Here is a 26,772-nt window from a genome sequence, read left to right on the forward strand (position 1 = left end):
GACGACGCGGAGACCGGCATGCTCGGCTACTACTTCCAGCAAGCGTGGCGCAGCCTGCGCCGCAGCCCGGTGCTCACCGCGCTGATGGTGCTGTCCATCGCCGTGGGCATCGGCGCGGCGATGACCACGCTGACGGTGATGCGGTTGCTCTCCGGCGACCCCTTGCCGGGGCGCAGCCAGCAGATCTTCTTCGCGCAACTGGATCCGCGCCCCAGCAACGGCGCCAACCAGAAGCCGTACGACAAGCTCGACTACCCCTCGGCCATGGACCTGTGGAAGCGCGGGCGCGCCGATCGCCAGGCCATGGTCGCCGAGAGCGAGATCAAGCTGCGTGCGCCGGACAGCGCCGCACCGGCCTTCATGACCCAGTTGCTGATGACCCAGGCCGATTTCTTCCCGATGTTCCAGGTGCCGTTCGCCTACGGCAGCGGCTGGCGCGCACGCGAGGACGAGGACCGGGCGCGGGTGGCGGTGATCTCCTCCGACCTCAACGCCAAGCTGTTCGGCGGACGCAACAGCGTCGGCCGCACGCTGCTGGTGCGCGGCACCGCGGTGCGCATCGTCGGCGTGCTGGCGCCGTGGCGGCCGTCGCCGCTGTTCTACACCTTGGCCGGCGGCAGCTTCGCCCATGGCGATACCGCCAGCTTCTATGGGCGGACACAGGACGTGTTCATGCCGTTGTCCAGCAGCCTGGAGGTCAACGACGGCCACATCCAGCCGTGGACCTGCTTCGGCAAGCCCGACGCGAACATGGACCTGCGCAGCGCCCCGTGCGTGTGGCTGCAGTTGTGGGTGCAACTGGACACGCCAGCGAAGGTCGCCGACTACCGCCGGCTGCTGGCCGACTACGCGGCGCAGCAGCATGCCGCCGGGCGCATCGGCCGCGCCGACACCGCCCGCCTGCTGTCGCTGCCGCAATGGCTGGACCACAACCGTGTGGTCCCTGGCGACGTGCGCCTGCAGAGCTGGCTGGCGCTGGCGTTCCTGGGCCTGTGCCTGTTCAACAGCGTCGGCCTGCTGCTGGCCAAGTTCCTGCGCCGCGGCGGCGAGATCGGCGTGCGCCGCGCGCTGGGCGCCTCGCGTCGCGCGATCTTCGCGCAGTGCCTGACCGAGGCCAGCGTGATCGGCCTGGTCGGCGGCATCGGCGGTTGGCTGCTGACCCTGATCGGCCTATGGAGCGTGCGCCAGCAGCCCACCGCCTACGCCGACCTGGCGCACCTGGACCTGACCACGTTCGCCGGCACCTTCGCCCTGGCGATCGCCTGCAGCCTCGCGGCCGGCCTGTTCCCCGCCCTGCGCGCCAGCCGTATCGCGCCAGCCATGCAACTCAAGAGTCTGTAACCGGGGCCCGCGACCATGCAGATCACGCCCATCCTCAGCGCGCTGTCGCGCCATCGCATTGCGGCCACGCTGATCGCGCTGGAAGTGGCGCTGGCCTGTGCGGTGCTGTGCAACGCCTTCTTCCTGATCGGCAACCGCCTGGACCTGGTGCATCTGCGCAGCGGCATCGACGAATCCGCGCTGGGCCTGGTGACGCTGTCCGGCTGCGACGGCTGCAACGATGCCGATGTCAACGCGCGCGCGCTGGATGCGGTGCGGCGCACGCCCGGCGTGCGCGCGGCCGGCGCCATCAACACCGTGCCGTTCGCGCCGCCGGCGTTCAACAACGGGCTGTGCCTGGACCAGGACTGCACCCAGGTCGGCGGCGTGCCGCACTTCTACATGCTCAGCCCGGGCGCTGTCGCCGCGCTGGAACTGAAGCCGGACAGCGGCCGCGCGTTCGCCGACGCGGACTACCAGCCGCTCGTCAACGGCATGCCGACCGCGGCCGGCGTGTGGATCACGCGAGCGCTGGCCACACACCTGTGGCCGGGCCAGGATCCGTTGGGCAAGGAATTCTGGGCCGGCGGCCATTTCCGCGTGATCGGCACGCTGGCGCACCTGGCGCGCCCCGACCCCGGCCGCAGCGAGGATGGCGTGATCGGCAGCGACTGGTCGGTGGTACTCCCGGTGCGCGAGGCGGAGCAGTCCGGCACCTACGTGCTGCGCGCCGATCCGCGCGACCTGCCACGGGTGTTGGCGCAGGCGCGCGCAGCGGTGGCGCGTGCGGTGCCAGAGGCGGTGCTGGACAACGCCAACAGCCAACCGCTGGACGCGCTGCGCCAGACCTATTTCCAGAGCGACCGCGCGATGACCGGGCTGCTGGTCGCGATCATCGTCGCGATGCTGCTGGTGACCGCGCTGGGCATCGTCGGCCTGGCCAGCTTCTGGGTGCAGCAGCGCACCAAGCAGATCGGCATCCGCCGCGCGCTCGGCGCCACCCGCCGCGACATCCTGCGCTACTTCCAGACCGAGAACCTGCTGCTGGTCGGCGCCGGCGTGGCGCTGGGCATGCTGCTGGCCTACGGCGGCAACGTGCTGCTGATGCAGGTGTTCGAGCTGGAGCGGCTGCCGGCCAGCTACCTGCCGGTCGGCGCACTGCTGCTGTGCGCGCTGGGCCAGCTCGCCGTGCTCGGCCCGGCCCTGCGCGCCGCCGCCGTCCCGCCTGCCACCGCCACCCGCAGCGCCTGACCCGGAGCCCGCATGTTCGCTTACTACCTCCGCCTGGCGCTGCGCAGCTTCGGCCGCAACCGCATCCTCACCGCGCTGATGGTGCTGGCCGTGGCGCTGGGCATCGGCGCGTCGATGACCATGCTGACCGTGCTGCATACGCTCTCCGGCGACCCGCTGCCCGGGCGCAGCGCCACGCTGTTCCATCCGCAACTGGATCCGCGTCCGCGCAACCTGCCCAGCGCCGACCCCGAGCCGCCGGACGAACTGACCTGGCAGGACGCGACCGCGCTGTACCGGGCGCAGGCGGCGCAGGCGCAGACCATGACCAGCGCGAACTGGCTGCCGGTGCGCCAGACCGTGCCCAACAGCCCCCTGCGCATGCTCACCACGCGGGCCGCCACGGCCGACCTGTTCGGCATGTTCGGCATGCGCTTCCTGTACGGCAGCGGCTGGAGCCGGCGCGACGACAGCCAGCGCGCGCCGGTGGTGGTGCTGAGCCGCAAGCTCAACGACGCGCTGTTCGGCGGCGCGGACAGCGTCGGCAAGACCCTGACCATCGCCACCCGCCCGTTCCGGGTGATCGGGGTGATCGACGCCTGGAACGCGCAGCCGCGCTTCTACGATCTCAACTCCGGCGCGTACACGCCGCCGGAGGAACTGTACATGCCGTTCGAGACCTGGCTGGACCTGCCGCAGGACTACGGCTACGGGCCGATGCAGTGCTGGGGCAAGGATGGCGAGGCCGGCCTGCACGATCCCAAGGCCGCGCAATGCACCTGGGTGCAGTACTGGGTGCGGCTGGACACGCCCGAGCAGGTGCGGCGCTACCGCGCGGCACTGGAGGCCTACAGCGCGCAGCAGCGCCAGCTCGGCCGCTTCGAACGCGCGCCCAACACCCGCCTGCGCAGCCTGGTCGACTGGCTGGACTACAAGCGGGTGGTGCCGGCCACGGTGCGCATGCAGACCTGGATCGCCTTCGGCGTGCTGCTGGTGTGCCTGCTCAATGCGGTCGGCCTGCTGGTCGCCAAGTTCATGCGCAAGGCCGGCGAGATCGGCGTGCGCCGCGCGCTCGGTGCCAGCCGCCGCGCGGTGTTCGCGCAATGCCTGGCCGAATCGGCGCTGATCGGCTGCCTGGGCGGCCTGCTCGGCATCCCGCTGACCTGGATCGGCCTGTGGCTGGTGCGCCAGCAACCGGTGGCCTACGCGCAGCAGGCACATGCCGATCCCGCGATCCTGGGCATCGCCCTGGCCGTGGCCACGCTGTCGGCGCTGGCCGCCGGCCTGTGGCCGGCCTGGCGCGCCTCGCGCATCGCCCCCGCCCTGCAGGTGAAATCGCTATGACCCCGTTGCCTCCGGTACGCCCCATCCTGTCCGCACTGGGTAGCCATCGCGCCGCGGTGGTGCTGATGGCCCTGCAGATCGCCCTGACCCTGGCGGTGCTGTGCAACCTGGTGTTCATCATCGCCCGCACCTACCAGCGCGTGCAGACCCCGACCGGGGTGATGGAACAGGACATCGGCCTGATCCAGAGCATCAGCGTGGTCGGCGAGCCGGGCAGCATCAGCAGCGTCGGCCGCAGCCTGGACCTGTTGCAGGCGGTGCCCGGCGTGGAAGCGGCGGCGTTCGGCACGCCGCCGCTGTGGGGCCCGACGCAGGCGCAACTGTTCCTGCAACCGCAGTCCACGCAACCGGTCGCCCGTGCCCGCCTGTTCCTCGGCAGCCAGGGCCTGAACCGTACGCTGGGCATCCGCATCGTCGCCGGCCGCGACCTGCGCGATGCGGAACTCACCGGCGCCTCGGACTTGTTCGGCGCGCCGCCGGAGATCGAGCGGCGCCTGCCGGCGCTGATCACGCCCTCGCTGGCCGCCAAACTGTTCCCCGGCGCGTCGCCGCTGGGGCGCACGCTCTACACCAGCGCCTTCAACCAGCCGGTGCGCCTGGACATCGTCGGGGTGATGGCGCCGGTCCGCGGCGAGATCACCGGCCACGCCGACGATGCCGATGCGCTGCTGACCGAGATCCGCATCGGCAGCGAAGGCTGGGGCGGCGGCTACGTGATCCGCAGCAAGCCGGGGCAACTGGCGCAGGCGCTGCCGCGCGCGGCCGCGGCGATGCAGCGCGCCAACCCGACCTATGTGCAGCAGCGCGTGAGCACCATGCAGGAGCTGCGGACCGAGTACTTCAAGAGCGACAGCGCGGTGGCGCGGATGCTGCTGGCGATCATCCTGATCCTGCTCACGGTCACCGCGCTGGGCATCGGCGGGCTGGCCAGTTTCTGGGTGCAGCAGCGCACCCGGCAGATCGGCATCCGCCGCGCGCTCGGCGCCACCCGCGGCGACATCCTGCGCTACTTCCAGTTGGAAAACCTGCTGATCGTCGGCGGCGGCGCCCTGCTCGGCGCCGTGCTCGCCTACGTCATGAACCAGTGGCTGATGCAGCGCTTCGAACTGGAGCGGCTGTCCTCTCCCACCGTGCTCACCGGCATCGTCGCGGTGTGGCTGCTCGGCCAGCTCGCCGTCCTCGGCCCGGCCCTGCGCGCCGCCGCCGTCCCACCCGCCACCGCCACCCGCAGCGCCTGACCCCGGAGCTCCCATGTTCGGCTACTACGTCCGCCTCGCCTTGCGCAGCTTCCGCCGCAACACCGTCCTCACCGCACTGATGGTGCTGGCCATCGCCTTGGGCATCGGCGCCAGCATGACCACGCTGACCGTGTTCTACGTGCTCTCCGGCGACCCGATTCCCCAGAAGAGCGATCGCCTGTTCTACGTGCAGGTGGATGCGCAGCCCAAGGCCGGTTTCCAGCCGGGCGAGGAACCGGATTCGCAGAACACGCGCTTCGATGCCGAGGCGCTGCTGCGCGAGAAGCGCGCCAAGCGCCAGGCGCTGATGACCGGCGGCAGCGTCGCGATCGAACCGACCAAGAGCGGTCTGAAGCCGTTCAAGTCGGAAGTGCGCTTCACGTCGGCGGACTTCTTCCCGATGTTCGACACGCCGTTCCAGTACGGCCACGGCTGGACCGGCACCGAAGACGAGCGCCACGACCGCGTGGTGGTCATCAGCCGGAAGCTCAACGAGAAGCTGTTCGACGGCGCCGACAGCGTCGGCCGCGAACTGCGCATGGACCAGAACACCTTCCGCATCGTCGGCGTGCTCGACACCTGGGAGGTCAAGCCGCGCTTCTACGACGTCACCAACACCTATGGGTCGGACGAACAGGCCTATCTGCCGTTCTCGGTGGCGATGGATCTGAAGATGGACCGCAACGGCAGCATGAACTGCTTCGGCGACAGCAACGGCGACCAGACCGCGCTCAATGCGCCGTGCGCCTGGGTGCAGTACTGGGTGGAACTGGAGAACCCGGCGCAGGCTGCCGACTACAAGGCCTACCTGGAGAACTATTCGGCCCAGCAGCGCGCCGCCGGCCGCTTCCAGCGCCCCAACAACGTGCGCCTGCGCAACGTCATGCAGTGGCTGGACCACAACGAAGTGGTACCCGGCGACGTGCGCCTGCAGCTGTGGCTGGCGATGGGCTTCCTGCTGGTGTGCCTGCTCAACACCGTCGGCCTGCTGCTGGCCAAGTTCCTGCGCCGCAGCGGCGAGATCGGCGTGCGCCGCGCGCTCGGCGCGTCGCGTGGGGCGATCTTCGCGCAGTGCCTGGTGGAAGCCGGCGCCATCGGCCTGGCCGGCGGCGTGGCCGGTCTCGGCCTGGCCACGCTCGGCCTGTGGGCCGTGCGCCAGCAGCCGGCCAGCTACGCCAAGCTGGCGCATCTGGATCCCAGCATGCTGGCGCTGACCTTCGCGATGGCGGTGGGCGCCAGCCTGCTCGCCGGCCTGTTGCCGTCGTGGCGCGCGATCCAGGTCGCGCCCGCCCTTCAGCTCAAGTCCTGATCCTGCGCGCACTGCGCCTTCCACGCCCTCTCACAAGGTCATCGCCATGGATATCCGCCCCATCCTGTCCACCTTGCGCCGGCACAAGACCGCCGCCGCGCTGATCGTGCTGGAGATCGCCCTGGCCTGCGCGATCGTCTGCAATGCGCTGTTCCTGATCGGCAACCGCATCGAGACCCTGCACCGGCCCAGCGGCATCGCCGAGTCGGAACTGGTGACGATCTCGCTGGGCGGCATCGGCCAGCAGGTCAACGCCGCCGCGCGCACCCGCGAAGACCTGGCCGCGTTGCGCGCGGTGCCCGGCGTACGCAATGCCACGCTGCTCAACCAGGTGCCGTTCGTGCACTACTCCTGGAACACCAGCCTGTCGCTGAGCGCGGACCAGGAGCGGCCCACCCTCAATGCCGCGCAGTACATGGCCGAGGAAGGCACGCTGAAGACCCTGGGCCTGAAGCTGGTGGCCGGGCGCGATTTCGCCCCCGACGAGTACATGGATCTGGAAGCCGCGCAGACCGACAAGCGGATCCAGGAGAAAGGCACCGCCATCATCCTCAACCGCGCCACCGCGGAGAAGATGTTCCCGGGGCAGAACGCGCTGGGCAAGACCGTGTACACCGGGCCGGTGGGCGCCCGCGTGGTCGGCATCGTCGAGACCCTGGCGCGGCCCACCGCGGCCAGCGGCCTGGCCGAGATCGACTACGCGATGCTGCTGCCGTTTCGCCTGAACTACACCGACGGGCTATACGTGCTGCGGGTCACCGACCCGGCGCGGCGCCAGGAAGTGCTGAACGCGGCCACCGCGGCGCTGATGAAGGTCGACAGCAGCCGACTGGTTCTCAAGCAGCAGACCTACAGCGAGATCCGCGACGCCTACTTCCAGGGCGATCGCGCGATGGTCTGGCTGCTCGGCGCGGTCTGCGTCGCGTTGCTGATCGTCACCGCGCTGGGCATCGTCGGCCTGGCCAGCTTCTGGGTGCAGCAGCGCACCAAGCAGATCGGCATCCGCCGCGCGCTCGGCGCCACCCGCGGGCAGATCCTGCGCTACTTCCAGACCGAGAACTTCCTGCTGGCCAGTACCGGCATCGTGCTAGGCATGCTGCTGGCCTACGCGATCAATCAATGGCTGATGGGCAAATACGAGCTGCCGCGGCTGCCGCTGGCCTACCTGCCGATCGGCGCGGTGGCGCTGTGGCTACTCGGCCAGCTGGCGGTGTTCGCGCCGGCGCGCCGCGCCGCCGACGTGCCGCCGGCCGTCGCCACCCGCAGTACCTGACCCATCCCCTTGGCCGGCTCCGGCCGGCCTTTTTTCTTCAGGACGCCCGATGTTCGGCTACTACTGCAAACTGGCGCTGCACAGCTTCGGTCGCAACCGCCTGCTCACCGCCCTGATGGTGCTGGCGATCGCGGTCGGCATCGGCGCGTCGATGACCACGCTGACCGTGTTCCACGTGCTGGCGGCCGATCCCATTCCCGGCAAGAGCGCGCAGTTGTTCAACGTCGAACTCAACGTCGAACCGGACGACCGTTACGATCCGAACGACACCGACCCACAGCAACTGACCCGCCGCGATGCCGAGGCGCTGCTGCGCGACAGGCGCGGCGACCGCCAGGCGATGATGTCGGCCGGCAGCGTGACGGTGGTACCGGCGCAGCCGCAGCTGACCCCGTTCGGCGCCGAAGCGCGCTACACCAGCGCCGACTTCTTTCCGATGTTCGCGGTGCCGATGCGCTACGGCCACGCCTGGACCGCGGACGACGATGCCCGACGCGCGCGCGTCGCGGTGATTTCGCGGCGGCTCAATACCCAACTGTTCGGCGACGCCAACAGCGTCGGCCGCCAGCTCCAGCTCGGCGATGCCGTGCTGCGCGTGGTCGGGGTGATCGACGCCTGGGACATGAACCCGCGCTTCTACGACCTGACCAACACCGAGTATGGCGACAGCGAAGACGTGTTCGTGCCGTTCTCCACCGCGCGCGACCTGGACCTGGACGTCAGCGGTTCGATGTCCTGCTGGGGCGACCATGCCGGCAACAGGACCAGTGCGAACGCCCCCTGCGCCTGGATCCAGTACTGGGTGGAACTGGACAGCCCCGCCAAGCGCGCCGCCTACCTGGACGCGCTGCAGGCCTATGCGCGGCAGCAGCGCGACGCGGGCCGCTTCCGCCATCCGCCGGACATCCGCCTCAGCGACGTGATGAGCTGGCTGGACCGCAACCACGCCGTGCCCTCCGACGTGCGCCTGCAGGTGGGGCTGGCGCTGGCGTTCCTGGGCATCTGCCTGCTCAACACCGCCGGGCTGATGCTGGCCAAGTTCCTGCGCCACAGCGGCGAGATCGGCGTGCGCCGCGCGCTCGGCGCCTCGCGGCGGACGATCTTCGCCCAGCACCTGATCGAAGCGGCGGCGATCGGCCTGGCCGGCGGCGCCGGCGGCCTGCTGCTGGCCTGGATCGGCACCTGGCTGGTGCGGCAGCAGCCGGCCGACTACGCCGCGCTGGCGCACCTGGATGGCCGCATGCTGCTGCTCGCCCTGGCGATGAGCCTGGGCAGCGCGCTGCTCGCCGGCCTGCTGCCGGCCTGGCAGGCAATGCGCGTGTCCACCGCCCTGCAGCTCAAGTCGCAATGACGCGCCGCGCGCGCCCTCTCCGCCAGGAACTCCCACCGTGTCCCTCCATCCCATCCTCTCCAGTCTGCGCAAGCACCGCGTCGCCGCCAGCCTGATCGTGCTGGAGATCGCCTTCAGTTGCGCCGTGGTCTGCAACGCGCTGTTCCTGATCGATCAGCGGCTCGAGCGCATGCAGCGGGCCAGCGGCGTCGCCGAGCAGGAGCTGGTGCAACTGCGCAGCCGCAGCGTGGTCAGCGACGGCAACAGCGCGGCGCAGACCCGCGCCGACCTGGACGCGCTGCGACGCATTCCGGGTGTACGCGAGGCCAGCATCATCAACCAGGCGCTGTTCGGCGACTCGCTCGGCTACAGCGGCGTGTCGCTGCGCCCGGACCAGGAGCGCAGCACCCTGCATGCGGTGCAGTACTTTGGCGACGCGCGGCTGCTCGATACCCTGGGGCTGCATCTGGTCGCAGGGCGCCGCTTCGCGGACGACGAGTTCATCGACGACGCGCAACTGCGCGATCCGGTGACCAAGCGCATCCCGCCCTCGGTCATCCTCAGCCAGTCGCTGGCGCAACGCCTGTTCCCCGGCCAGAACGCCGTGGGCCGCACCATCTACGTCTACGGCGAACACCGGGTCGTCGGCGTGGTGCAACGCTTGGTGCAACCCCGCGAAGGAGGGAACGTCGGCCACTACGAGGACACGATGCTGTTCCCGGTGAACGTTCCCTACGATCGCGGCACCTACCTGTTGCGCGTGCGCAACCCGGCGCAGCGCGAGTCCGTGTTGCGGCAAGCCAAGGCGACGCTGTCGCAACACGGTCCACGGCGGATGGTGAAGGGCGGCAAGACCCTGCAACAAGCGCGCGCGGACTACTACCGCGACGACCAGGCGATGGCCTGGCTCCTGGTCGGCGTGTGCGTCCTGCTGCTGTTGGTCACCGCGCTGGGCATCGTCGGCCTGACCAGCTTCTGGGTGCAGCAGCGCACCAAGCAGATCGGCATCCGCCGCGCGCTCGGCGCCACCTGCACGCAGATCCTGCGGCATTTCCAGCTGGAGAACTTCCTGCTCGCCAGCGCCGGCATCGTCCTCGGCATGCTGCTGGCCTACGCCGCCAACCTGTATCTGATGAGCGCCTACGAGCTGCCGCGGCTGCCGTTGTGGTACCTGCCGGTCGGCGCGTTGGCGCTGTGGCTGCTCGGCCAGCTCGCGGTGCTGCTGCCCGCGCGCCGCGCCGCCGCGGTGCCGCCGGCGGTGGCCACGCGCAGTGCCTGAGCGAACGCGGTCACCGTCCAAACGAGGAGAAGCAGGATGCTGAACCATTATCTGCTGCTGGCCTGGCGCAGCCTGCGGCGCACGCCGATCGCCACCGCGCTGATGGTGCTGGCGATCGGCCTGGGCATCGGCGCGAGCATGACCATGCTGACGGTGCTGCACGTGATGTCGCGCGACCCGCTGCCGGACAGGAGCGATGCGCTCTACACCCCGCATCTGGATCCGTTGCCGAGGAGCTACCCGGACAACCAGGAGTGGGGCGATCCGGCCGACAACCTCACCTGGCCCGACGCCATGGCGCTGCTGCGGGCCGCACCCGCCACGCCGCAGGCGGCGATGGCCGGCGGGCAGGTCTTGCTGTGGCCGCCGCGCGCGGCGCAAGCACCACTCGACCTGAGCGGCCGCTATGCCAGCGCCGGGTTCTTCGCCCTGTTCGGCATCCCCTTGCAGCGCGGCCACGGCTGGAGCGCGGCGGACGACCAGAACCACGCCCGCGTCATCGTGCTGAGCCGCACCCTGGCCGACACCCTGTTCGGTGCGCGCGATCCGATCGGCCAGCGGGTGGCGCTCGGGGAAAAGCGCATCAGCTTCGAGGTAATCGGCGTGACCGGCGATTGGGATCCGCAACCGCTGTTTTACGCCGACCCCGGCAGCAAGGGCGGTTTCGGCCAGCGCGACGATTTCTTCCTGCCGCTGTCGACCGCGATGGAACTGGCGCTGGACGTCAACAGCAACACCAGCAGTTGGAGCAGCTTCAACGGCGACGACGCGGCGCGACGCAAGGATCCGTCGACCAGTTGGCTGCAGTTCTGGGTGCGCCTGGACACGCCGCAGCAGGTCGCCGCCTACCAGCGCCTGCTCTACGACTACGCCGCGACACAGCACGCCAGCGGCCGCTTCCAGCGCCCGCCGGAGCGGGCGCGGCTGTATGCGTTGATGGACTGGCTGCGCCACCTGCGGATGGTGCCCGACGATGTGCGCCTGCAGACGCTGCTGGCACTGGGTTTTCTGTGGATCTGCCTGGTCAACGTGATCGCCTTGCTGCTGGCGAAATTCCTGCGCCGCGGTGGCGAGATCGGCGTACGGCGCGCGCTCGGCGCCCGCCGCGGCCACGTGTTCCTGCAGTTCGGCAGCGAAGCCGCGCTGATCGGGCTACTCGGTGGCGCAGTGGGCATCGCGATCGCCGAGTTGGGTCTGTGGAGCGTGCGCCAGCGCCCGGACGACTACGCCAGGCTGGCGCGGATGGACCTGCAGATGCTGCTCGCCACCGTGGCACTGGCGGTGATCGCCGCGCTGTTGGCCGGCCTGCTGCCCGCCTGGCGGGCCAGCCGGATCGACCCCGCCCTGCAGATCAAGGACCTGACATGAATCTGCCGATCCGCCCCATCCTCTCCAGCCTGCAGCATCACCGCCTCACCGCCGCGCTGCTGGCGCTGCAGGTCGCCCTGACCTGCGCCTTCGTCGCCAACGCCGTGTTCCTGATCGGTGGGCGCATCGAACGTCTGCGGGTCTCCAGCGGCTTGCCCGAGGAAGAACTGGCGCTGATATCGGTCCGCGGCGTCCAGAGCGATGGCAATGCGCTGGCCCAGCAACAATCCGATCTGCGGGCGTTGCGCAGCATTCCCGGTGTCATCGCAGCCGCCGCGATCGGCTTCAGCCTGCCGCTGTCCGGCGGTGCCAACGACTACGGCAACTGCCCCGACCGGCAGACGCTGGACCGCGCGATGGCGCGGCAGTCGATGGACGATACAGGGTGCATCCAGGCCACGTACTACAGCGGCTCGCCCGGTTTCGTGCAGGCCATGGGCGCGCACCTGATCGCCGGCCGCGACTTCCATGCCGACGAATATTCCACTGCTACGCCGAGCGCGGTGATCGTCACCCGCGCGCTGGCGCGGCAACTGTGGCCAAGTCAACCTGCGGTCGGCAAAACGCTGTATGGCGGAGCCCAGGGCGCCGTCGTCGTCGGCGTCGTCGACGACCTGCTGCGCACGACGCTGCGCGGCGCAGCGGTCGACCATCTGGCCGCGCTGTCGCCGCAGCTGCCCGTGGGCAACCAGGTGCAGTACCTGTTGCGCAGCGCGCCGCAGGACCGCGAACGGATCCTGGCCGCGGCGGCCGACGCGCTGGCACAGGCAGGACCGCTGCGGCTGATTCCGGCCGAAGGGCGCCGCAGCTACGCCCAGCTGCGGCAGCGCTACTTCCAGCGCGATGCCACCATGATCGGCTTGCTGCTCGCGGCGACCACGGGCCTGTTGTTCGTGACCGCCCTGGGCATCGGTGGGCTGGCCAGTTTCTGGGTGCAGCAACGCACGCGCCAGATCGGCATCCGCCGCGCCATCGGCGCGACCCGTGGCGACATCCTGCGCCATTTCCAGACCGAAAACCTGCTGATCGTGAGCGCCGGCAGCGCCGCGGGCATGGTGCTGGCATTGCTGCTCAATCAAGCGCTGTTGCAGCACTACGACCTGCCACGCCTGCCGCTGGGCTACCTGCCGACCGTCGCTGCGGCGCTCCTGCTGCTCGGCCAGCTGGCGATCCTGGCGCCCGCGCGCCGCGCCGCCGCGGTGCCGCCGGCGGTGGCCACGCGCAGTGTCTGAGGCGCCGATGCACGCAGGCACGACAATCTCCACGCAGACTGCGATGATGCCGCCTGGTCCGTTTTTCTTCGCCGGCGCGCCGTTCCGCGCCCAAGGTGCACGATGCCCTGCCTGCTGATCATCGACGACAACCCCGCGGTCGCCACCGCGCTGGAAGTGCTGTTCTCCCTGCACGACATCGACACCGTCTACGCCGACAGTCCGCAGGCCGGCCTGCAGCGCCTGGGCGAAGGCGACATCGACCTGGTTTTGCAGGACATGAACTTCACCGCCGACACCACCTCCGGCGAGGAAGGCGTGGCCCTGTTCGAGGCGATCCGCACGCGCCATCCGGACCTGCCGGTGATCCTGCTGACCGCCTGGACCCAGCTCAGCAGCGCGGTGGAACTGGTCAAGGCCGGCGCCGCCGACTACCTGGCCAAGCCCTGGGACGACCGCAAGCTGCTGACCACGGTCAACAACCTGCTGGAGCTGTCGGAGACGCGACGCGAACTGGAACGCCGCCGCGACGGCGAGCGCCGCCATCGCCAGCAATTGGCGCAGCGCTACGACCTGTGCGGTGCGGTGTTCGCCGACCCCGCCAGCGAGCGCGCGATCGCCCTGGCCTGCCAGGTCGCGCGTTCAGAACTGCCGGTGCTGATCACCGGCCCCAACGGCAGCGGCAAGGAGAAGATCGCGCAGATCATCCAGGCCAACTCCTCGGTGCGGCGCGGCCCGTTCGTGGCGCTGAACTGCGGCGCGATCCCGGCCGAACTGATCGAGGCCGAACTGTTCGGCGCCGAGGCCGGCGCCTACACCGGCGCCAACAAGGTGCGCGAAGGCAAGTTCGAGGCCGCCGACGGCGGCACCCTGTTCCTCGACGAGATCGGCAACCTGTCGCTGGCCGGGCAGATGAAGCTGCTGCGCGTACTGGAGACCGGCCGCTTCGAGCGGCTGGGCTCCAACCGCGAGCGGCAGGTCAAGGTGCGGGTGATCAGCGCCACCAACGCCGACCTCATCGGCATGATCCGCGACGGAACTTTCCGCGAGGACCTGTACTACCGGCTCAACGCGGTGGAACTGTCGCTGCCGGCGCTGGCCGAGCGCCCCGGCGACATCGTGCCGCTGGCCGAGCACTTCCTGTCCGGCGACAAGCCGCTGTCGGCCGGCGCCTGCCAGGCGCTGCAGCGCCACGCCTGGCCCGGCAACGTGCGCGAACTGCGCAACGTGGTGCAGCGCGCCGAACTGCTGGCCGGCGGCGCGCAGATCGAGGCCGCCGACCTCAACCTGCCCAAGCCCGCCGCGCCGCGCACGGCCACCGCCGCCGAACCCGACCGCGAGCGCATCGTGGCGGAACTGGGCCGTGCGCACGGCGTCATCGCCCAGGCCGCCGCCGAACTGGGCATGAGCCGGCAGGCGCTGTACCGACGCATGGACCGCTACGGCATCCCGCGCGAATGAAACTGCGCCGCTCCTTCACCGCCATGCTGTTCCTGCGCCTGCTGCCGGTGCTGGCGCTGGCCGCCGCCCTGCCGTGGCTGCTGGCCTACTGGATGGATCGCGGCTGGGAAGTGGTGACGGCCTCGGCGCTGGCCCTGCTGCTGCTGATGTGGTGGACCCTGCGCCGCGCCACCGCGCCGATGCGCTCGCTGTTCCGCGCCCTGGCCGGCACCGTCAGCAGCTACCGCGACGGCGAATACAACTTCGGCGTGCACTGGCGCGGCGACGACGAACTGGGCGAGATGGTCGCCGCGCACGCGCACCTGGGCGAGATCCTGCGCGAGCAGCGCCAGGGCCTGGCGCAGCGCGAACTGATGCTCGACACCATGGTGCAGAACACCCCGGTGGCGATGCTGCTCATCGCCAAGGGCGGCGACGGCCTGCGCCGCGTGGTGTTCTCCAACCTGGCCGCGCGCAAGCTGCTGCACAGCGGCTGGAAGCTGGAAGGCCAGCGCCTGGACGACCTGCTGCTGGGCGTGCCGGGGCCGTTGCGCGAGGCGATCTCGCGCGGCGGCGACAGCCTGTTCGCCATCGAGGGCGGCGACGAGGATCCGGACGAGGAGCAGATCTACCACCTGTCGCAGCGCCGCTTCCATCTCAACGGCCGCCCGCACGAACTGCTGCTGATCCGCCTGCTCACCGCCGAACTGCGCCGCCAGGAAGTGCACACCTGGAAGAAGGTGATCCGCGTCATCAGCCACGAACTCAACAACTCGCTGGCGCCGATCGCGTCGCTGGCGCATTCCGGCGCCGAGCTGGTGCGGCGGCAGAAGGTGGAGCGGCTGGAAGAGGTGTTCGGCACCATCGAGGAGCGCGCGCGGCACCTGGAAGGCTTCATCCGCGGCTACGCGCGCTTCGCCAAGCTGCCGCAGCCGCAACTGCAGACGGTGCACTGGGCGCAGTTCCTGGCCGGGCTGCAGCAGCACATCCCGTTCGCGCTGGAACTGGAGTCGCCGGACCTGCACAGCCGGGTCGATCCGGCGCAACTGCAGCAGGCCCTGCTCAACCTGGTCAAGAACGCCCACGAGTCCCTGCCGGAAGGGCAGACGCCGGTCGACGGCGTGCGCGTGCGCGTGTCCACCCGCCCGGACTGGCTGCGCCTGGAGGTGCTGGATCGCGGCAGCGGCATGAACGAAGCGGTGCTGCACAACGCGCTGATGCCCTTCTATTCGACCAAGCGCAACGGCACCGGCCTGGGCCTGGCCCTGACCCGCGAGATCGTCGAAGCCCACGGCGGCCGCCTGTCGCTGCACAACCGTGACGAAGGCGGACTGTGCGTGACGGTGCAGTTGCCGCAGGGCGAGCGCGCCTGATTTTTTGGGGCCGGTTGGGGATTCGGGATTGGGGACCCGGTTCCCTAGGAATGCAGCGGTCGCGGCGAGCTGAGAAGCGGCGAGCCGGCCGCGAGGCTCAGTGCGACGGCAGTGGGCAGCGCATCGCCACCCGCAAATGCATCGGGAAGCCGAGCGCGGCTTCCTGTTGCCAGGTCGCGCGCAGTTGCGGCCCCCACTGCGCAGGCGGCAACTCGACGAAGCCTTCGCTGGCGTAGAACGGCGCATTCCACGGCACATCGCGCAAGGTGGTCAGCAGCATGCACCGAAAGCCCGCCTCCATCGCGGCCGCGCGCGCATGCCGCAGCAGCGCGCGGCCATGGCCGCGGCGCCCGAAACGCGGATCGACATCCATCTGTTGCACGTGAAAGCCCTCGTCCAGGCGCCCGCCGAGCAGATAGCCCACGCACTGGCCGTCCTCGTCCAGCGCCACCCACAACTGCTCGCGCACCAGTCCAGCAAGCAACGCTTCCGCGTCCAGCGCGTGCGCTGCGAACACGGCCTGCGCCGCGTGGCCCTGCAGCAGGGCGCCGGCACGCCGCTCGATCTCCTGCAGCCGCGCCAACTCCTGCGCGCGCGCCAGACGAATGCGGCCGGCCATGCCTCAGTCGCGCTTACCTGGGCGCTTCCAGCCTTCGATGGTTTCCTGGCGCACCCGCGCCACGCTCAGCTTGCCGGCCGGCGCGCTGCGGGTGATCACCGAGCCGGCACCGATGGTGGCACCGTCGCCGATCTCCAGCGGCGCCACCAGCGCGCTGTTGGAGCCGACGAACACGCCATCGCCGATCGACGTCTGCGACTTGTTCACCCCGTCGTAGTTGCAGGTGATGACGCCGGCGCCGATGTTGACGCCGCTGCCGATGGTGGCATCGCCCAGATAGGTCAGATGATTGGCCTTGCTACCGACGCCGAGCACTGCCTTCTTGGTCTCGACGAAGTTGCCGATGTGCACGCCGTCGGCCAGCACCGTGCCCGGGCGCAGGCGCGCGAACGGGCCGATCTGCACCGCGCCCTCGGTGACCACGCCTTCCAGGTCGCAATGCGCACGCACCTCGGTCCCCGGCCCCAGCACCACGTCCTTCAGCCGCACGAACGGGCCGATGCTGACGCCGTCGCCCAGTTCCACCTCGCCTTCCAGGATCACGTTGGCGTCGATGCGCACGTCGTGGCCGGCGCGCACGCGGCCGCGCTGGTCCAGGCGGTTCGGGTCGATCAGTTGCACACCCTGTTCGCACAGCGCACGCGCCGCACGCAGTTGCCAGGCGCGTTCCAGTTGCGCCAGCTGCCACGGATCGTTGGCACCCTCGGCCTCGAGCGGCTCGGCCACCAGCACCATCTCGGCCGGGGTGAACTCGGCGGCGGCGGCGGCGAACACGTCGGTCAGGTAGTACTCGCCCTGTGCGTTGTCGTTGCGCAGCTGCGCCAGCCAGCGCTTCAGCGCGGTGGATTCGGCGGTGACGATGCCGGTGTTGATGGTGCGGATGCGCCGCTGCTCGTCGTCGGCGTCCTTCTGCTCGACGATCGCTGCGACCTTGCCGGCGGCATCGCGCACGATGCGGCCGTAGCCGGTGGGATCCTCCGGTTCGGCGACCAGCACCGCGACGCGTCCCGGCGCATGCAGCAGGCGGGTCAGGGTCTCGGCACGGATCAGCGGCACGTCGCCGTACAGGACCAGCACCGTGGCCGCGTCGGGCACGGCCGCCATCGCCTGCTGCACCGCGTGACCGGTACCGAGCTGCTGCGCCTGCTCGGCCCACAGCAGGTCCGGCTGGTCGGCGAACGCCGCCAGCACTGCCTCGCCGCCGTGGCCATGGACGATGTGGATCGCATCGGGCTGCAGGTGGCGCGCGGTCTCGATCACATGCGCCAGCATCGGCCGGCCGGCGATCGGCTGCAGCACCTTGGGCTTGACCGACTTCATCCGCTTGCCCGCACCGGCGGCGAGGATCACAACGTGCAGGGGCAGGCTCATTGGTGCGGTTCCGGTGCGGGTGGACGACGAATTCTAGAGGCTGCCGGCCACGTCTGCCGTCACGATCGCGCCACACGCGGCGGGCTGCACATCGGCGCCGCAGGCGCTAGCATGCGCGATCGTCTTCTCCTGCGGATGTTCATGGGTCTCCTGCGCCAGGGTAGCCAGTTCCTGCTGATCGGCCTGCTGCAATTGCTGGTCGACTGGAGCGTGTTCGTCGCCGCCACCGCGGCCGGCATGCCCACCGTGCCGGGCAACGTGCTGGGGCGCGTCTGCGGCGCCCTGCTCGGGTTCTGGCTCAACGGCCGCATCACCTTCGCCAACGGCGACGACGCGCGCCTAGGGTGGCGGCGCTTCGGCCGCTTCATGGCCATGTGGCTGGTGCTCACCGCGCTCAGCACCTGGCTGGTGGCGTTGTGCGCGCACGGGCTGGGCCTGCGCCTGGCCTGGCTGGCCAAGCCGCTGGTCGAAGGCATGCTGGCGGTGGTGTCGTTCTTCCTGGGCCGGCAATTGGTGTATCGCTAGCATTGGCGAGCACGGCCTGGAAGGTCGGTGATGCGTGCCATCAGCCTCCGCTCCGCGGCGACGGCTGTCGGGTGGGAACCCTCTCCCATGGAAGGCGCCCCAGATGCACCCGAGCTGCTCATGGGAACGATCTCCGATTGCCTCTCATCAAGCCTTTCCGCGACGAACGCGTTGCACCGTAGGAGCGGCTTCAGCCGCGACCGGGCGTTACCGGGAGAGCTTGTCGCGGCTGAAGCCGTTCCTACGAGTGCGCCTACTACTGCATGCCGCGAACAGCGAAGTCCGGGCAGCGATCGGCTTCGACAGCCGTCGGGGCTGAAGCCCCTCCCACAAGACCTGCGGGATGCAGCGAGCCCTGTAGGAGCGACTTCAGTCGCGACGAGCGCAGCGTAGACGGCCAGTATGGTTCGGGCCTGCAGAGCGCCAGAACGGCTCCAGTGCCGCTTCGGGCGCCGCCAGCGCGCCGCTGGCGCTGGCGGCTGACGACTCAGTGGCAGAAATCGCCCAGGCTGCGCACCAGTGCGGTGCGGTGCAACTGGTCCAGCTGCCAGCGCAGCGCATAGGCCTCGGCCGCACGCGCGGTCGTGGCCGGGCAATCCGGCGCCTGGCGCACCGCGGCGCTGGCCTGCAACGCATCCAGCATCTCGCCCTGCAACTGGTCCAGGCGCGCACGCAGCGCGGTCAGGTCGGGGCGCGGGCTGTCGGGCGCGCGGCCGCGCAGATGCCAGCGCGACAGCAGTTCGTACTGCACCAGCTTGTTGGATTCGATCTGCATGCCGAAGAAGCGCGCGGCATCGTCGGCATCCACGCCATGCGCCGGCGCCTGCTCGCGCACGCTGGCCAGCACCGCGGCCTCGCGCGTGGCATCCAGCACCGGCTTGCCGCTGTCCCACTTGCTCAGCGCGACCTGGTCGCCGATCGCATTGCGCTCGACGATGCGATCCAGCAGCGGTTCCAGCGGGGTTGCGCTGCGCGCGGGCAAGGCGCAGCCCATCAACATGGCGCCGGCCAGCACGGCGGTCAGGGCATGCGCACAGGGACGAGGAACGGAAGCGGACAGGCTCATCTCGGTTCTCCGGTAACCGTCTGCGGGTGGGGGATGGAGCGCAGATCGGGCCGCCATCTTGCCGCAGTCCACCGACCGCACGATGACCGCACCCGCGTCTTGTCGCATGGCGACACCGCCGAGTCAGCGACCAGCAAGCCAGCGCCGTGCGCGACGTCGCATTCCGCGCTGGCAACTTCACCGCGCGCCCGCGACCACCGCGCGCCGTGCGGTCCACCCGCCGCCTTTCCCAGACACGACAACGCCGGCAGAAGCCGGCGTCGTCATCGCGCATGCAGCCGCTGGGCTGCGTAGCGGGAACCCTCAGTGCTTGAGGTTCTTGCGCAGGCGCTCCAGCGCCTGCAACTGCGCGGTGACTTCGGCCAGCTTGGCCTGTGCCTCGGCCACGTCCATGCCTTCGCCGCGGTTGGCGAGCAGGCGCTCGGCTTCTTCCTTGGCCTTGCGCACCGACGCCTCGTCGATGTCCTGCGCGCGGATCGCGGTGTCGGCCAGGATCGTCACCACCTGCGGCTGCACCTCGAGGATGCCGCCGGAAATGGCGAAATCCAGCTGCTCGCCGCTCGCGGTGGTCACCACCACCTTGCCGGGCTTGAGCCGGGTGATCAACGGCGCGTGCTTGGGCGCGATGCCCAGCTCGCCCAGTTCGCCGGTCGCGACCACCAGGGTGGCGTCGCCGTGGTAGATCTCATGCTCGGCGCTGACGATGTCGCAACGGATGGTGCTCATGGTTACCTCGCTGGCGCGAGGCGGGATTGGGGATTGGGGATTGGGGATTGGGCAAAGCAGTCGCGCCGCCTTGTCCTCACTCCCACTCCCTCGTCCTCGATGCCGCCTTGCGAATCCCTAATCCCGAATGCCGAATCCCGGCTCTTACGCCTTCTCGGCCATCTTCTTGGCCTTCTCGACCGCTTCCTCGATGCCGCCGACCATGTAGAAGGCCTGCTCCGGCAGGTGGTCGTATTCGCCGTCGACGATGGCCTTGAAGCCGCGGATGGTGTCCTTCAGCGACACGTACTTGCCCGGCGAGCCGGTGAACACTTCGGCCACGTGGAACGGCTGGCTGAAGAAGCGCTCGATCTTGCGCGCGCGCGACACGGCCTGCTTGTCCTCTTCGGACAGTTCGTCCATGCCCAGGATCGCGATGATGTCCTTCAGTTCCTTGTACTTCTGCAAGGTGGACTGCACGCGGCGGGCGGTGTCGTAGTGCTCGTGGCCGATCACGTTCGGGTCCAGCTGACGGCTGGTCGAGTCGAGCGGATCCACCGCCGGGTAGATACCCAGCGAGGCGATGTTACGCGACAGCACGACGGTGGCGTCGAGGTGGGCGAAGGTGGTCGCCGGCGACGGGTCGGTCAGGTCGTCCGCGGGCACGTACACGGCCTGGATCGAGGTGATCGAGCCGGTCTTGGTCGAGGTGATGCGCTCCTGCAGCACGCCCATTTCCTCGGCCAGGGTCGGCTGGTAGCCCACCGCCGACGGCATGCGGCCCAGCAGCGCCGACACTTCGGTACCGGCCAGGGTGTAGCGGTAGATGTTGTCGACGAAGAACAGCACGTCGCGGCCCTTGCCGTTGGCGTCCTTCTCGTCGCGGAAGTACTCGGCCATGGTCAGGCCGGTCAGCGCCACGCGCAGACGGTTGCCCGGCGGCTCGTTCATCTGGCCGTACACCATCGCCACCTTGGACTTGCTCAGGTCGTCCTGGACGATGACGTTGGCGTCGCTCATCTCGTGATAGAAGTCGTTGCCCTCGCGGGTCCGCTCGCCCACGCCGGCGAACACCGACAGGCCCGAGTGCTCGGTCGCGATGTTGTTGATCAGTTCCAGCATGTTGACGGTCTTGCCGACGCCGGCGCCGCCGAACAGGCCGACCTTGCCGCCCTTGGCGAACGGGCACATCAGGTCGATGACCTTGATGCCGGTTTCCAGCAGTTCGGTGCTGGAGGACTGGTCGGCGTAGTCGGGCGCCTCGCGGTGGATTTCCCACTGCACGTCGGACTGGACCGGGCCGCGCTCGTCGATCGGCTCGCCGAGCACGTTCATGATGCGGCCCAGGGTGCCGGTGCCGACCGGCACGGCGATCGCCTTGCCGGTGTTGGTGGCGACCAGGTGGCGCTTGAGGCCGTCGGTGGAGCCGAGCGCGATGGTGCGCACGACGCCGTCGCCCAGCTGCTGCTGCACTTCCAGCGTGATGGCGGTGCCTTCGACCTTCAGTGCGTCGTAAATCTTCGGCACATCGGCACGCGCGAATTCGACGTCGACGACCGCGCCGATGATCTGAACGATCTTGCCCTGACTCATTTTGCTGCTCCGGTTAGCTTTAGTTCTGTCCGGATGGCCTGCGCCATCCCGTGGATTTCGTGATTGGGGATTCGCGATTCGGGATTCGCAAAAGCGCGCTGCGCTGCTCTTGCCACTCCCGACTCTCCAATCCCGAATCCCGGCACTTACACCGCCGCCGCACCGCCGACGATTTCGGAAATTTCCTGGGTGATCGCGGCCTGACGCGCCTTGTTGTAGACCAACTGCAAGGTGCTGATCAGCTTGCTGGCATTGTCGCTGGCCGCCTTCATCGCGACCATGCGCGCCGCATGCTCGGACGCCACGTTCTCCAGCACCGCCTGGTACACCAGCGACTCGATGTAGCGCGTCATCACGTGCTCGAGCACGCTCGCGGCATCGGGTTCGTACAGGTAGTCCCAGTCGTGGTGCGCGACCTGGCTCTCGGCCGCCGGCAGCGGCAGCAACTGGTCGAAGCTGGCCTTCTGCGTCATCGTGTTGACGAAGCGGTTGTAGACCAGATACACGCGATCCAGCTTGCCTTCGGTGAACGCGTCCAGCATCACCTTGATCACGCCGATCAACTGCTCCAGCTGCGGCAGGTCGCCGAGGTGGCTGACGCTGCCGACCATGTCCACCTTGATCCGGCGGAAGAACACCGAGGCTTTCTGGCCGATGGTGACCACGTCCACGCCCGCGCCCTGGTCCTGCCACTGGCGCACTTCGCCCAGCATCTTGCGGAACAGGTTGTTGTTCAGACCGCCGGCCAGGCCGCGATCGGAGGAGATCACGATGTAGCCGACGCGCTTGACGTTCTCGCGCTGCACCAGGAACGGATGCGTGTAGTCGGTGCTGGCCTGCGCCAGATGCCCGATCACCTGCTTCATCGCCTGCGCGTACGGACGCGAGGTCTTCATCCGATCCTGCGCCTTGCGGATCTTGGAGGCCGAGACCATCTCGAGCGCGCGCGTCACCTTGCGGGTGTTCTGCACGCTCTTGATCTTGGATTTGATTTCGCGTCCGCCTGCCATTACTCGCTCGCTCCGCTCGTGGGATTCGGGATTGGAGATTGGGGATTCGCCGAAGCTCCCAAACTCACCTCACCTACCACCCAATACCTGAATCTGGAGATCCGGAACGGTGATCGGGGATCGACCGCCCCCTGAACCACCGCTCTTACGAATCCCGAATGCCCAATCCCGAATCCCGGCTCTTTACCAGCTGCCCGTGGTCTTGAACTCGCCGATGCCCTTCTTGAACGCGGCCTCGATGTCCCCGTTCCAGTCGCCGGTGTCGTTGACCTTGGCCACCAGGTCGCCCTGGGTGTTGGCGAAGTGGGCGTGCAGGCCCTCTTCGAACGCCAGCAGCTTGTTGACCGGCACGTCGTCGAGGTAGCCCTCGTTGACCGCGTAGATCGACAGCGCCTGGTTGGCGATGGACATCGGCAGGTACTGCTTCTGCTTCATCAGCTCGGTGACGCGCTGGCCGCGCTCGAGCTGCTTGCGGGTGGATTCGTCCAGGTCCGAGGCGAACTGCGCGAACGCCGCCAGCTCACGGTACTGCGCCAGCGAGATGCGGATGCCGCCGGAGAGCTTCTTGATGATCTTGGTCTGCGCAGCGCCGCCGACGCGCGAGACCGAGATGCCGGCGTTCACCGCCGGGCGGATGCCGGCGTTGAACAGGTCGGTTTCCAGGAAGATCTGGCCGTCGGTGATCGAGATGACGTTGGTCGGCACGAACGCGGAGACGTCGCCGGCCTGGGTCTCGATGATCGGCAGCGCGGTCAGCGAACCGGTCTTGCCCTTGACCTCGCCATTGGTGAACTGCTCCACGTACTCCTCGGACACGCGCGCGGCGCGCTCCAGCAGGCGGCTGTGCAGGTAGAACACGTCGCCCGGGTAGGCTTCGCGGCCCGGCGGGCGCTTCAGCAGCAGCGAGATCTGGCGGTAGGCCACGGCCTGCTTGGACAGATCGTCGTACACGATCAGCGCATCTTCGCCGCGGTCCATGAAGTACTCGCCCATCGTGCAGCCGGCGTAGGCGCTGATGTACTGCATCGCCGCCGATTCGGAGGCGGTCGCGGCGACCACGATGGTGTGCGCCAGCGCGCCGTTCTCTTCCAGCTTGCGCACGATGTTGGCGACGGTCGAGGCCTTCTGCCCGATCGCCACGTACACGCACTTGATGCCGGTGCTCTTCTGGTTGATGACCGCGTCGATGGCCATGGCGGTCTTGCCGGTCTGGCGGTCGCCGATGATCAGTTCGCGCTGGCCGCGACCGATCGGAATCATCGCGTCGACCGACTTGTAGCCGGTCTGCACCGGCTGGTCGACCGACTTGCGCCACAGCACGCCCGGCGCCACGCGCTCCACCGGCGCGGTCTGGCTGGTGCCCAGCGGGCCCTTGCCGTCGATCGGCTCGCCCAGCGCGTTGACCACGCGGCCCAGCAGTTCCTTGCCCACCGGCACTTCCAGGATGCGGCCGGTGGTCTTGGCCACGTCGCCTTCGCGCAGATTCTCGTAGTCGCCGAGCACCACGGCGCCGACCGAGTCGCGCTCCAGGTTCAGCGCCAGGGCGTAGGTGTCGTTCGGCAGTTCGATCATTTCGCCCTGCATCACGTCGGCCAGGCCGAAGATGCGCACGATGCCGTCGGACACGCTGGTGACCGTACCTTCGTTGCGCGACTCCGCGGCCAGCTTGACCTGCTCGATGCGGTTCTTGATCAGTTCGCTGATTTCGGAGGGGTTGAGCGTGGTTGCCATCTTGGTTTCCTTCGGATCGTCCATCGCGCAGCGGCGGATGGCGACGTGTGGTTAGCTTCTTTGAGAATCGGGAATGGGGAATCGGGAATCGCGGGTGGCGTCGCCGCCGGGCCGGGTTCTCTCCTCTCTATTCGCCATTCCCGTTTCTTAGTGGGCCAGTGCGGATTGCAGACGCGACAGCTTGCCTTTCAACGAACCGTCGATGACCACGTCGCCGGCGTCGATCACCGCGCCGCCGATCAGCGAAGCGTCCACCGCCGTGGTGATCTCGACCTCGCGGCCGAAGCGCTGCTTCAGCGCCACCTTCAGCGAGGCCACCTCGGCATCGCTCAGCGCCGTCGCGGAGGTCACGTTGGCCTGCACCACGCGCTCGGCCTCGGCGCGCAGCTGGTCGTACAGCCCGGCGATCTCCGGCAGCAGCGGCAGCCGCTGGCCTTCGGCCAGCAGGCTCAGGAAGCGCTGGTACTGCTCGTCCGCCGCGTCCGGCGCCAGCAGCGACACCGCCTGCTCCCGCTGCAGCAGCGGGTTGTGCAGCAGCGCGGCCACGCGCGGGTCGGCCGCGACCTGGGCGGAGAACGCCAGCGCCTGCGACCAGGGCGCGAGCTTGCCAGCGTCGCTGGCCGCGGCGAACGCGGCGCGAGCGTAGGGACGCGCCAGTGTGAGGGCCTGGCTCATCTCAGATCTCCGCCGCCAGCTCGTCGAGCAGCGCCTTGTGGGCGTTGGCGTCGATTTCGCGCTTGAGCAGCTTCTCGGCGCCGCTCACCGCCAGCAGCGACACCTGGCGACGCAGGTCTTCGCGCGCGCGGTTGGCCGCGGCGTCGATCTCGGCCTGGGCCAGTTCCTTCTGCCGGGTGGCTTCGACGATCGCCTCGTGCTTGGCCGCCTCGACGATCTGGTTGGCGCGCGCATGTGCCTGATCGATGATCTCGTTGGCCTTGATGCGGGCGTCCTTCAACGCTTCGTTGACCTTTTCCTGCGCCTGCGCCAGATCCTTCTGACTGCGATCGGCGGCGGCCAGGCCTTCGGCGATCTTCTGTTGGCGCTCTTCGATGGCCTGCATCAGCGGCGGCCAGATCTTGGTCGCGACGATCCAGATCAGACCGGCGAACGCCAGCGCCTGGGCAAAGAGGGTGAGACCGATATTCATGGGGTACGCTCAGCCAATGGTGACGGGGTGGACGCGCCGCCAGCACGGCGACGCGTCCGAACCTTCATCCGTAGCGGCGGCCGCCGGTGGCGACCGCACGCCGGTACGACGGGATCAACCGCCCTGCGGCAGACGCGCGACGAACTCGCCGATCATCGGGTTGGCGAACGCGAACAGCAGGCCGACCGCGACGCTGATGATGAACGCGGCGTCGATCAGGCCGGCGGTGATGAACATGCGGACCTGCAGGACCGGGATCAGTTCCGGCTGGCGCGCGGCCGATTCGAGGAACTTGCCGGCCATGATGGCCAGACCGAGGCCGGCGCCCAGCGCGGCCAGGCCGATCATGATGCCGACGGCGAGGACGGTGGAGCTCTGGACTTGGGCGAGGTTGGTCAGGACGGCGAAGTACATGGTTTTCTCCAGGAACAAAGTTGCTTGAGGATGGTGAATCGAACGAAGGGTTGCTTAGAACGCGTGAAACAGAAACGTCAGTGGCTGTCTTCCGCCAGGCTCAGGTACACGATGGACAGCATCATGAAAATGAACGCCTGCAGCGGAATCACCAGCAGGTGGAACAGCATCCAGCCGAAGCCGAACGCGCCGCCGGCCAGCGCACCGAGGATGCCGGCACCGCCCAGCACCCAGATCAGCAGGAACACGATCTCGCCGCCGAACATGTTGCCGAACAGTCGCATCGCCAGCGACACCGGCTTGCTCAACCATTCGACGATATTGAGGATCAGGTTGAACGGCAGCATCCACTTGCCGAACGGCGCGGTGAGGAATTCCTTGGTCATGCCGCCTACGCCCTTGGAGCGCAGCGAGAAGAACAGCATCAGGAAGAACACGCTGATCGACATGCCCAGGGTGGCATTGACGTCGGCGGTCGGCACCGGCTTCCACGCATGCACACCAAGCAGTTCCAGCGGCTTGGCGATGAAGTCCGCCGGGATCATCTTGATGAGGTTCATCATCAGGATCCAGAAGAACAGGGTGATCGCGATCGGGGTCACCAGCTTGCTGGTGCCGTGGTAGGTGTCCTTGGCCTGGCGGTCGACGAACTCCAGCAGGATCTCCACGAACGCCTGCCACTTGCCGGGCACGCCGGCGGTGGCCTTGCGCGTGGCCAGCCAGAAGCCGAACACCATCAGCAGGCCCATCAGCAGCGACATCACCAGGGTGTCGACGTGCAATTGCCAGAACCCGCCTTCCTGCACCTGGAAAGTGAGGTTCTTGAGGTGGTGCTGGATGTAGGAGGTAGGGGTTAGTGCCTCGCCCGCCATGAGT

24 protein-coding genes are annotated in these 26,772 nt (G+C 68.9%); 13 read left to right on the forward strand and 11 right to left on the reverse strand.

All coding sequences use genetic code 11. The features are described from left to right. The first annotated feature begins 18 nt into the window (after positions 1–18). The 12 genes from AC1PLR_RS18405 to AC1PLR_RS18460 all read left to right on the forward strand — a co-directional run bounded on the left by AC1PLR_RS18405 (position 19) and on the right by AC1PLR_RS18460 (position 15,715). Positions 19–1,341 (forward strand): ABC transporter permease, encoded by a 1,323-nt coding sequence (locus AC1PLR_RS18405; RefSeq protein ID WP_481101906.1) that lies wholly within the window; start codon positions 19–21, stop codon positions 1,339–1,341. Between the two features lie 15 nt (positions 1,342–1,356). After that, the gene (locus tag AC1PLR_RS18410; protein WP_481101907.1) at positions 1,357–2,571 is read left to right on the forward strand and encodes an ABC transporter permease; all 1,215 of its coding nucleotides are present in this window, start codon (positions 1,357–1,359) and stop codon (positions 2,569–2,571) included. Positions 2,572–2,583: 12 nt separating this feature from the next. Continuing rightward, complete coding sequence (locus tag AC1PLR_RS18415; protein WP_481101908.1) at positions 2,584–3,894, forward strand: ABC transporter permease; 1,311 nt, start codon at positions 2,584–2,586, stop codon at positions 3,892–3,894. After that, positions 3,891–5,132, forward strand: a complete 1,242-nt coding sequence (locus AC1PLR_RS18420) for an ABC transporter permease (RefSeq protein ID WP_481101909.1) — start codon at positions 3,891–3,893, stop codon at positions 5,130–5,132. The genes AC1PLR_RS18415 and AC1PLR_RS18420 overlap by 4 nt, the downstream gene beginning before the upstream one ends. 13 nt (positions 5,133–5,145) lie before the next feature. After that, positions 5,146–6,441 carry an ABC transporter permease gene (locus AC1PLR_RS18425; protein WP_019800053.1) on the forward strand — a complete coding sequence of 432 codons (1,296 nt, stop codon included), beginning with the start codon at positions 5,146–5,148 and terminating at the stop codon, positions 6,439–6,441. A gap of 46 nt (positions 6,442–6,487) precedes the next feature. Continuing rightward, positions 6,488–7,714 (forward strand): ABC transporter permease, encoded by a 1,227-nt coding sequence (locus AC1PLR_RS18430; RefSeq protein WP_481099096.1) that lies wholly within the window; start codon positions 6,488–6,490, stop codon positions 7,712–7,714. Between the two features lie 49 nt (positions 7,715–7,763). Continuing rightward, entirely contained in the window at positions 7,764–9,065 is a 1,302-nt protein-coding gene (locus AC1PLR_RS18435; RefSeq protein ID WP_481101910.1) for an ABC transporter permease, read from the forward strand. 37 nt (positions 9,066–9,102) lie between these two features. After that, on the forward strand, positions 9,103–10,323 hold the full coding sequence (locus AC1PLR_RS18440) for an ABC transporter permease (protein WP_481101911.1): 1,221 nt from the start codon (positions 9,103–9,105) through the stop codon (positions 10,321–10,323). Between the two features lie 36 nt (positions 10,324–10,359). Further along, positions 10,360–11,691, forward strand: a complete 1,332-nt coding sequence (locus tag AC1PLR_RS18445; protein WP_481101912.1) for an ABC transporter permease — start codon at positions 10,360–10,362, stop codon at positions 11,689–11,691. Further along, complete coding sequence (locus tag AC1PLR_RS18450) at positions 11,688–12,923, forward strand: ABC transporter permease (RefSeq protein WP_481101913.1); 1,236 nt, start codon at positions 11,688–11,690, stop codon at positions 12,921–12,923. The genes AC1PLR_RS18445 and AC1PLR_RS18450 overlap by 4 nt, the downstream gene beginning before the upstream one ends. 102 nt (positions 12,924–13,025) lie before the next feature. Further along, positions 13,026–14,363: a sigma-54-dependent transcriptional regulator gene (locus AC1PLR_RS18455; RefSeq protein WP_481101914.1), complete on the forward strand. Its 1,338-nt coding sequence runs from the start codon at positions 13,026–13,028 to the stop codon at positions 14,361–14,363. Next, the gene (locus AC1PLR_RS18460) at positions 14,360–15,715 is read left to right on the forward strand and encodes a sensor histidine kinase (RefSeq protein ID WP_481101915.1); all 1,356 of its coding nucleotides are present in this window, start codon (positions 14,360–14,362) and stop codon (positions 15,713–15,715) included. The genes AC1PLR_RS18455 and AC1PLR_RS18460 overlap by 4 nt, the downstream gene beginning before the upstream one ends. A gap of 97 nt (positions 15,716–15,812) precedes the next feature. Here AC1PLR_RS18460 and AC1PLR_RS18465 read toward each other — a convergent pair whose 3' ends face one another. After that, entirely contained in the window at positions 15,813–16,334 is a 522-nt protein-coding gene (locus AC1PLR_RS18465; protein ID WP_481101916.1) for a GNAT family N-acetyltransferase, read from the reverse strand. Between the two features lie 3 nt (positions 16,335–16,337). Next, a complete protein-coding gene (glmU, locus tag AC1PLR_RS18470) occupies positions 16,338–17,705 on the reverse strand; it encodes a bifunctional UDP-N-acetylglucosamine diphosphorylase/glucosamine-1-phosphate N-acetyltransferase GlmU (protein WP_481101917.1) in 1,368 nt (455 codons plus the stop codon). Between the two features lie 141 nt (positions 17,706–17,846). Between glmU and AC1PLR_RS18475 the strand changes: the two genes are divergently transcribed. Then, positions 17,847–18,230 carry a GtrA family protein gene (locus AC1PLR_RS18475; protein ID WP_209247675.1) on the forward strand — a complete coding sequence of 128 codons (384 nt, stop codon included), beginning with the start codon at positions 17,847–17,849 and terminating at the stop codon, positions 18,228–18,230. Positions 18,231–18,717: 487 nt separating this feature from the next. Here the strand turns inward: AC1PLR_RS18475 and AC1PLR_RS18480 are convergent, their stop codons facing one another. The 9 genes from AC1PLR_RS18480 to atpB form a co-directional block, all read right to left on the reverse strand. Next, positions 18,718–19,296 (reverse strand): chorismate mutase, encoded by a 579-nt coding sequence (locus AC1PLR_RS18480; protein ID WP_481101918.1) that lies wholly within the window; start codon positions 19,294–19,296, stop codon positions 18,718–18,720. Positions 19,297–19,599: 303 nt separating this feature from the next. After that, the gene (locus AC1PLR_RS18485; protein ID WP_017910296.1) at positions 19,600–20,022 is read right to left on the reverse strand and encodes a F0F1 ATP synthase subunit epsilon; all 423 of its coding nucleotides are present in this window, start codon (positions 20,020–20,022) and stop codon (positions 19,600–19,602) included. 144 nt (positions 20,023–20,166) lie between these two features. Beyond that, a complete protein-coding gene (atpD, locus tag AC1PLR_RS18490) occupies positions 20,167–21,594 on the reverse strand; it encodes a F0F1 ATP synthase subunit beta (RefSeq protein WP_420008027.1) in 1,428 nt (475 codons plus the stop codon). Between the two features lie 146 nt (positions 21,595–21,740). Next, on the reverse strand, positions 21,741–22,604 hold the full coding sequence (gene atpG / locus AC1PLR_RS18495; RefSeq protein WP_019800261.1) for a F0F1 ATP synthase subunit gamma: 864 nt from the start codon (positions 22,602–22,604) through the stop codon (positions 21,741–21,743). Positions 22,605–22,787: 183 nt separating this feature from the next. Continuing rightward, positions 22,788–24,335: a F0F1 ATP synthase subunit alpha gene (gene atpA, locus AC1PLR_RS18500; protein WP_010340678.1), complete on the reverse strand. Its 1,548-nt coding sequence runs from the start codon at positions 24,333–24,335 to the stop codon at positions 22,788–22,790. Between the two features lie 147 nt (positions 24,336–24,482). Further along, entirely contained in the window at positions 24,483–25,010 is a 528-nt protein-coding gene (locus AC1PLR_RS18505) for a F0F1 ATP synthase subunit delta (RefSeq protein ID WP_010340679.1), read from the reverse strand. Between the two features lies 1 nt (position 25,011). Next, on the reverse strand, positions 25,012–25,482 hold the full coding sequence (locus tag AC1PLR_RS18510) for a F0F1 ATP synthase subunit B (protein WP_010340680.1): 471 nt from the start codon (positions 25,480–25,482) through the stop codon (positions 25,012–25,014). Between the two features lie 114 nt (positions 25,483–25,596). Beyond that, positions 25,597–25,896 (reverse strand): F0F1 ATP synthase subunit C, encoded by a 300-nt coding sequence (gene atpE / locus AC1PLR_RS18515; RefSeq protein WP_010340497.1) that lies wholly within the window; start codon positions 25,894–25,896, stop codon positions 25,597–25,599. A gap of 77 nt (positions 25,897–25,973) precedes the next feature. Continuing rightward, positions 25,974–26,768 carry a F0F1 ATP synthase subunit A gene (gene atpB / locus AC1PLR_RS18520; RefSeq protein WP_150411110.1) on the reverse strand — a complete coding sequence of 265 codons (795 nt, stop codon included), beginning with the start codon at positions 26,766–26,768 and terminating at the stop codon, positions 25,974–25,976. Positions 26,769–26,772: the final 4 nt, after the last annotated feature.

The sequence above is a fragment of the Xanthomonas sp. NCPPB 3570 genome (assembly GCF_056725115.1).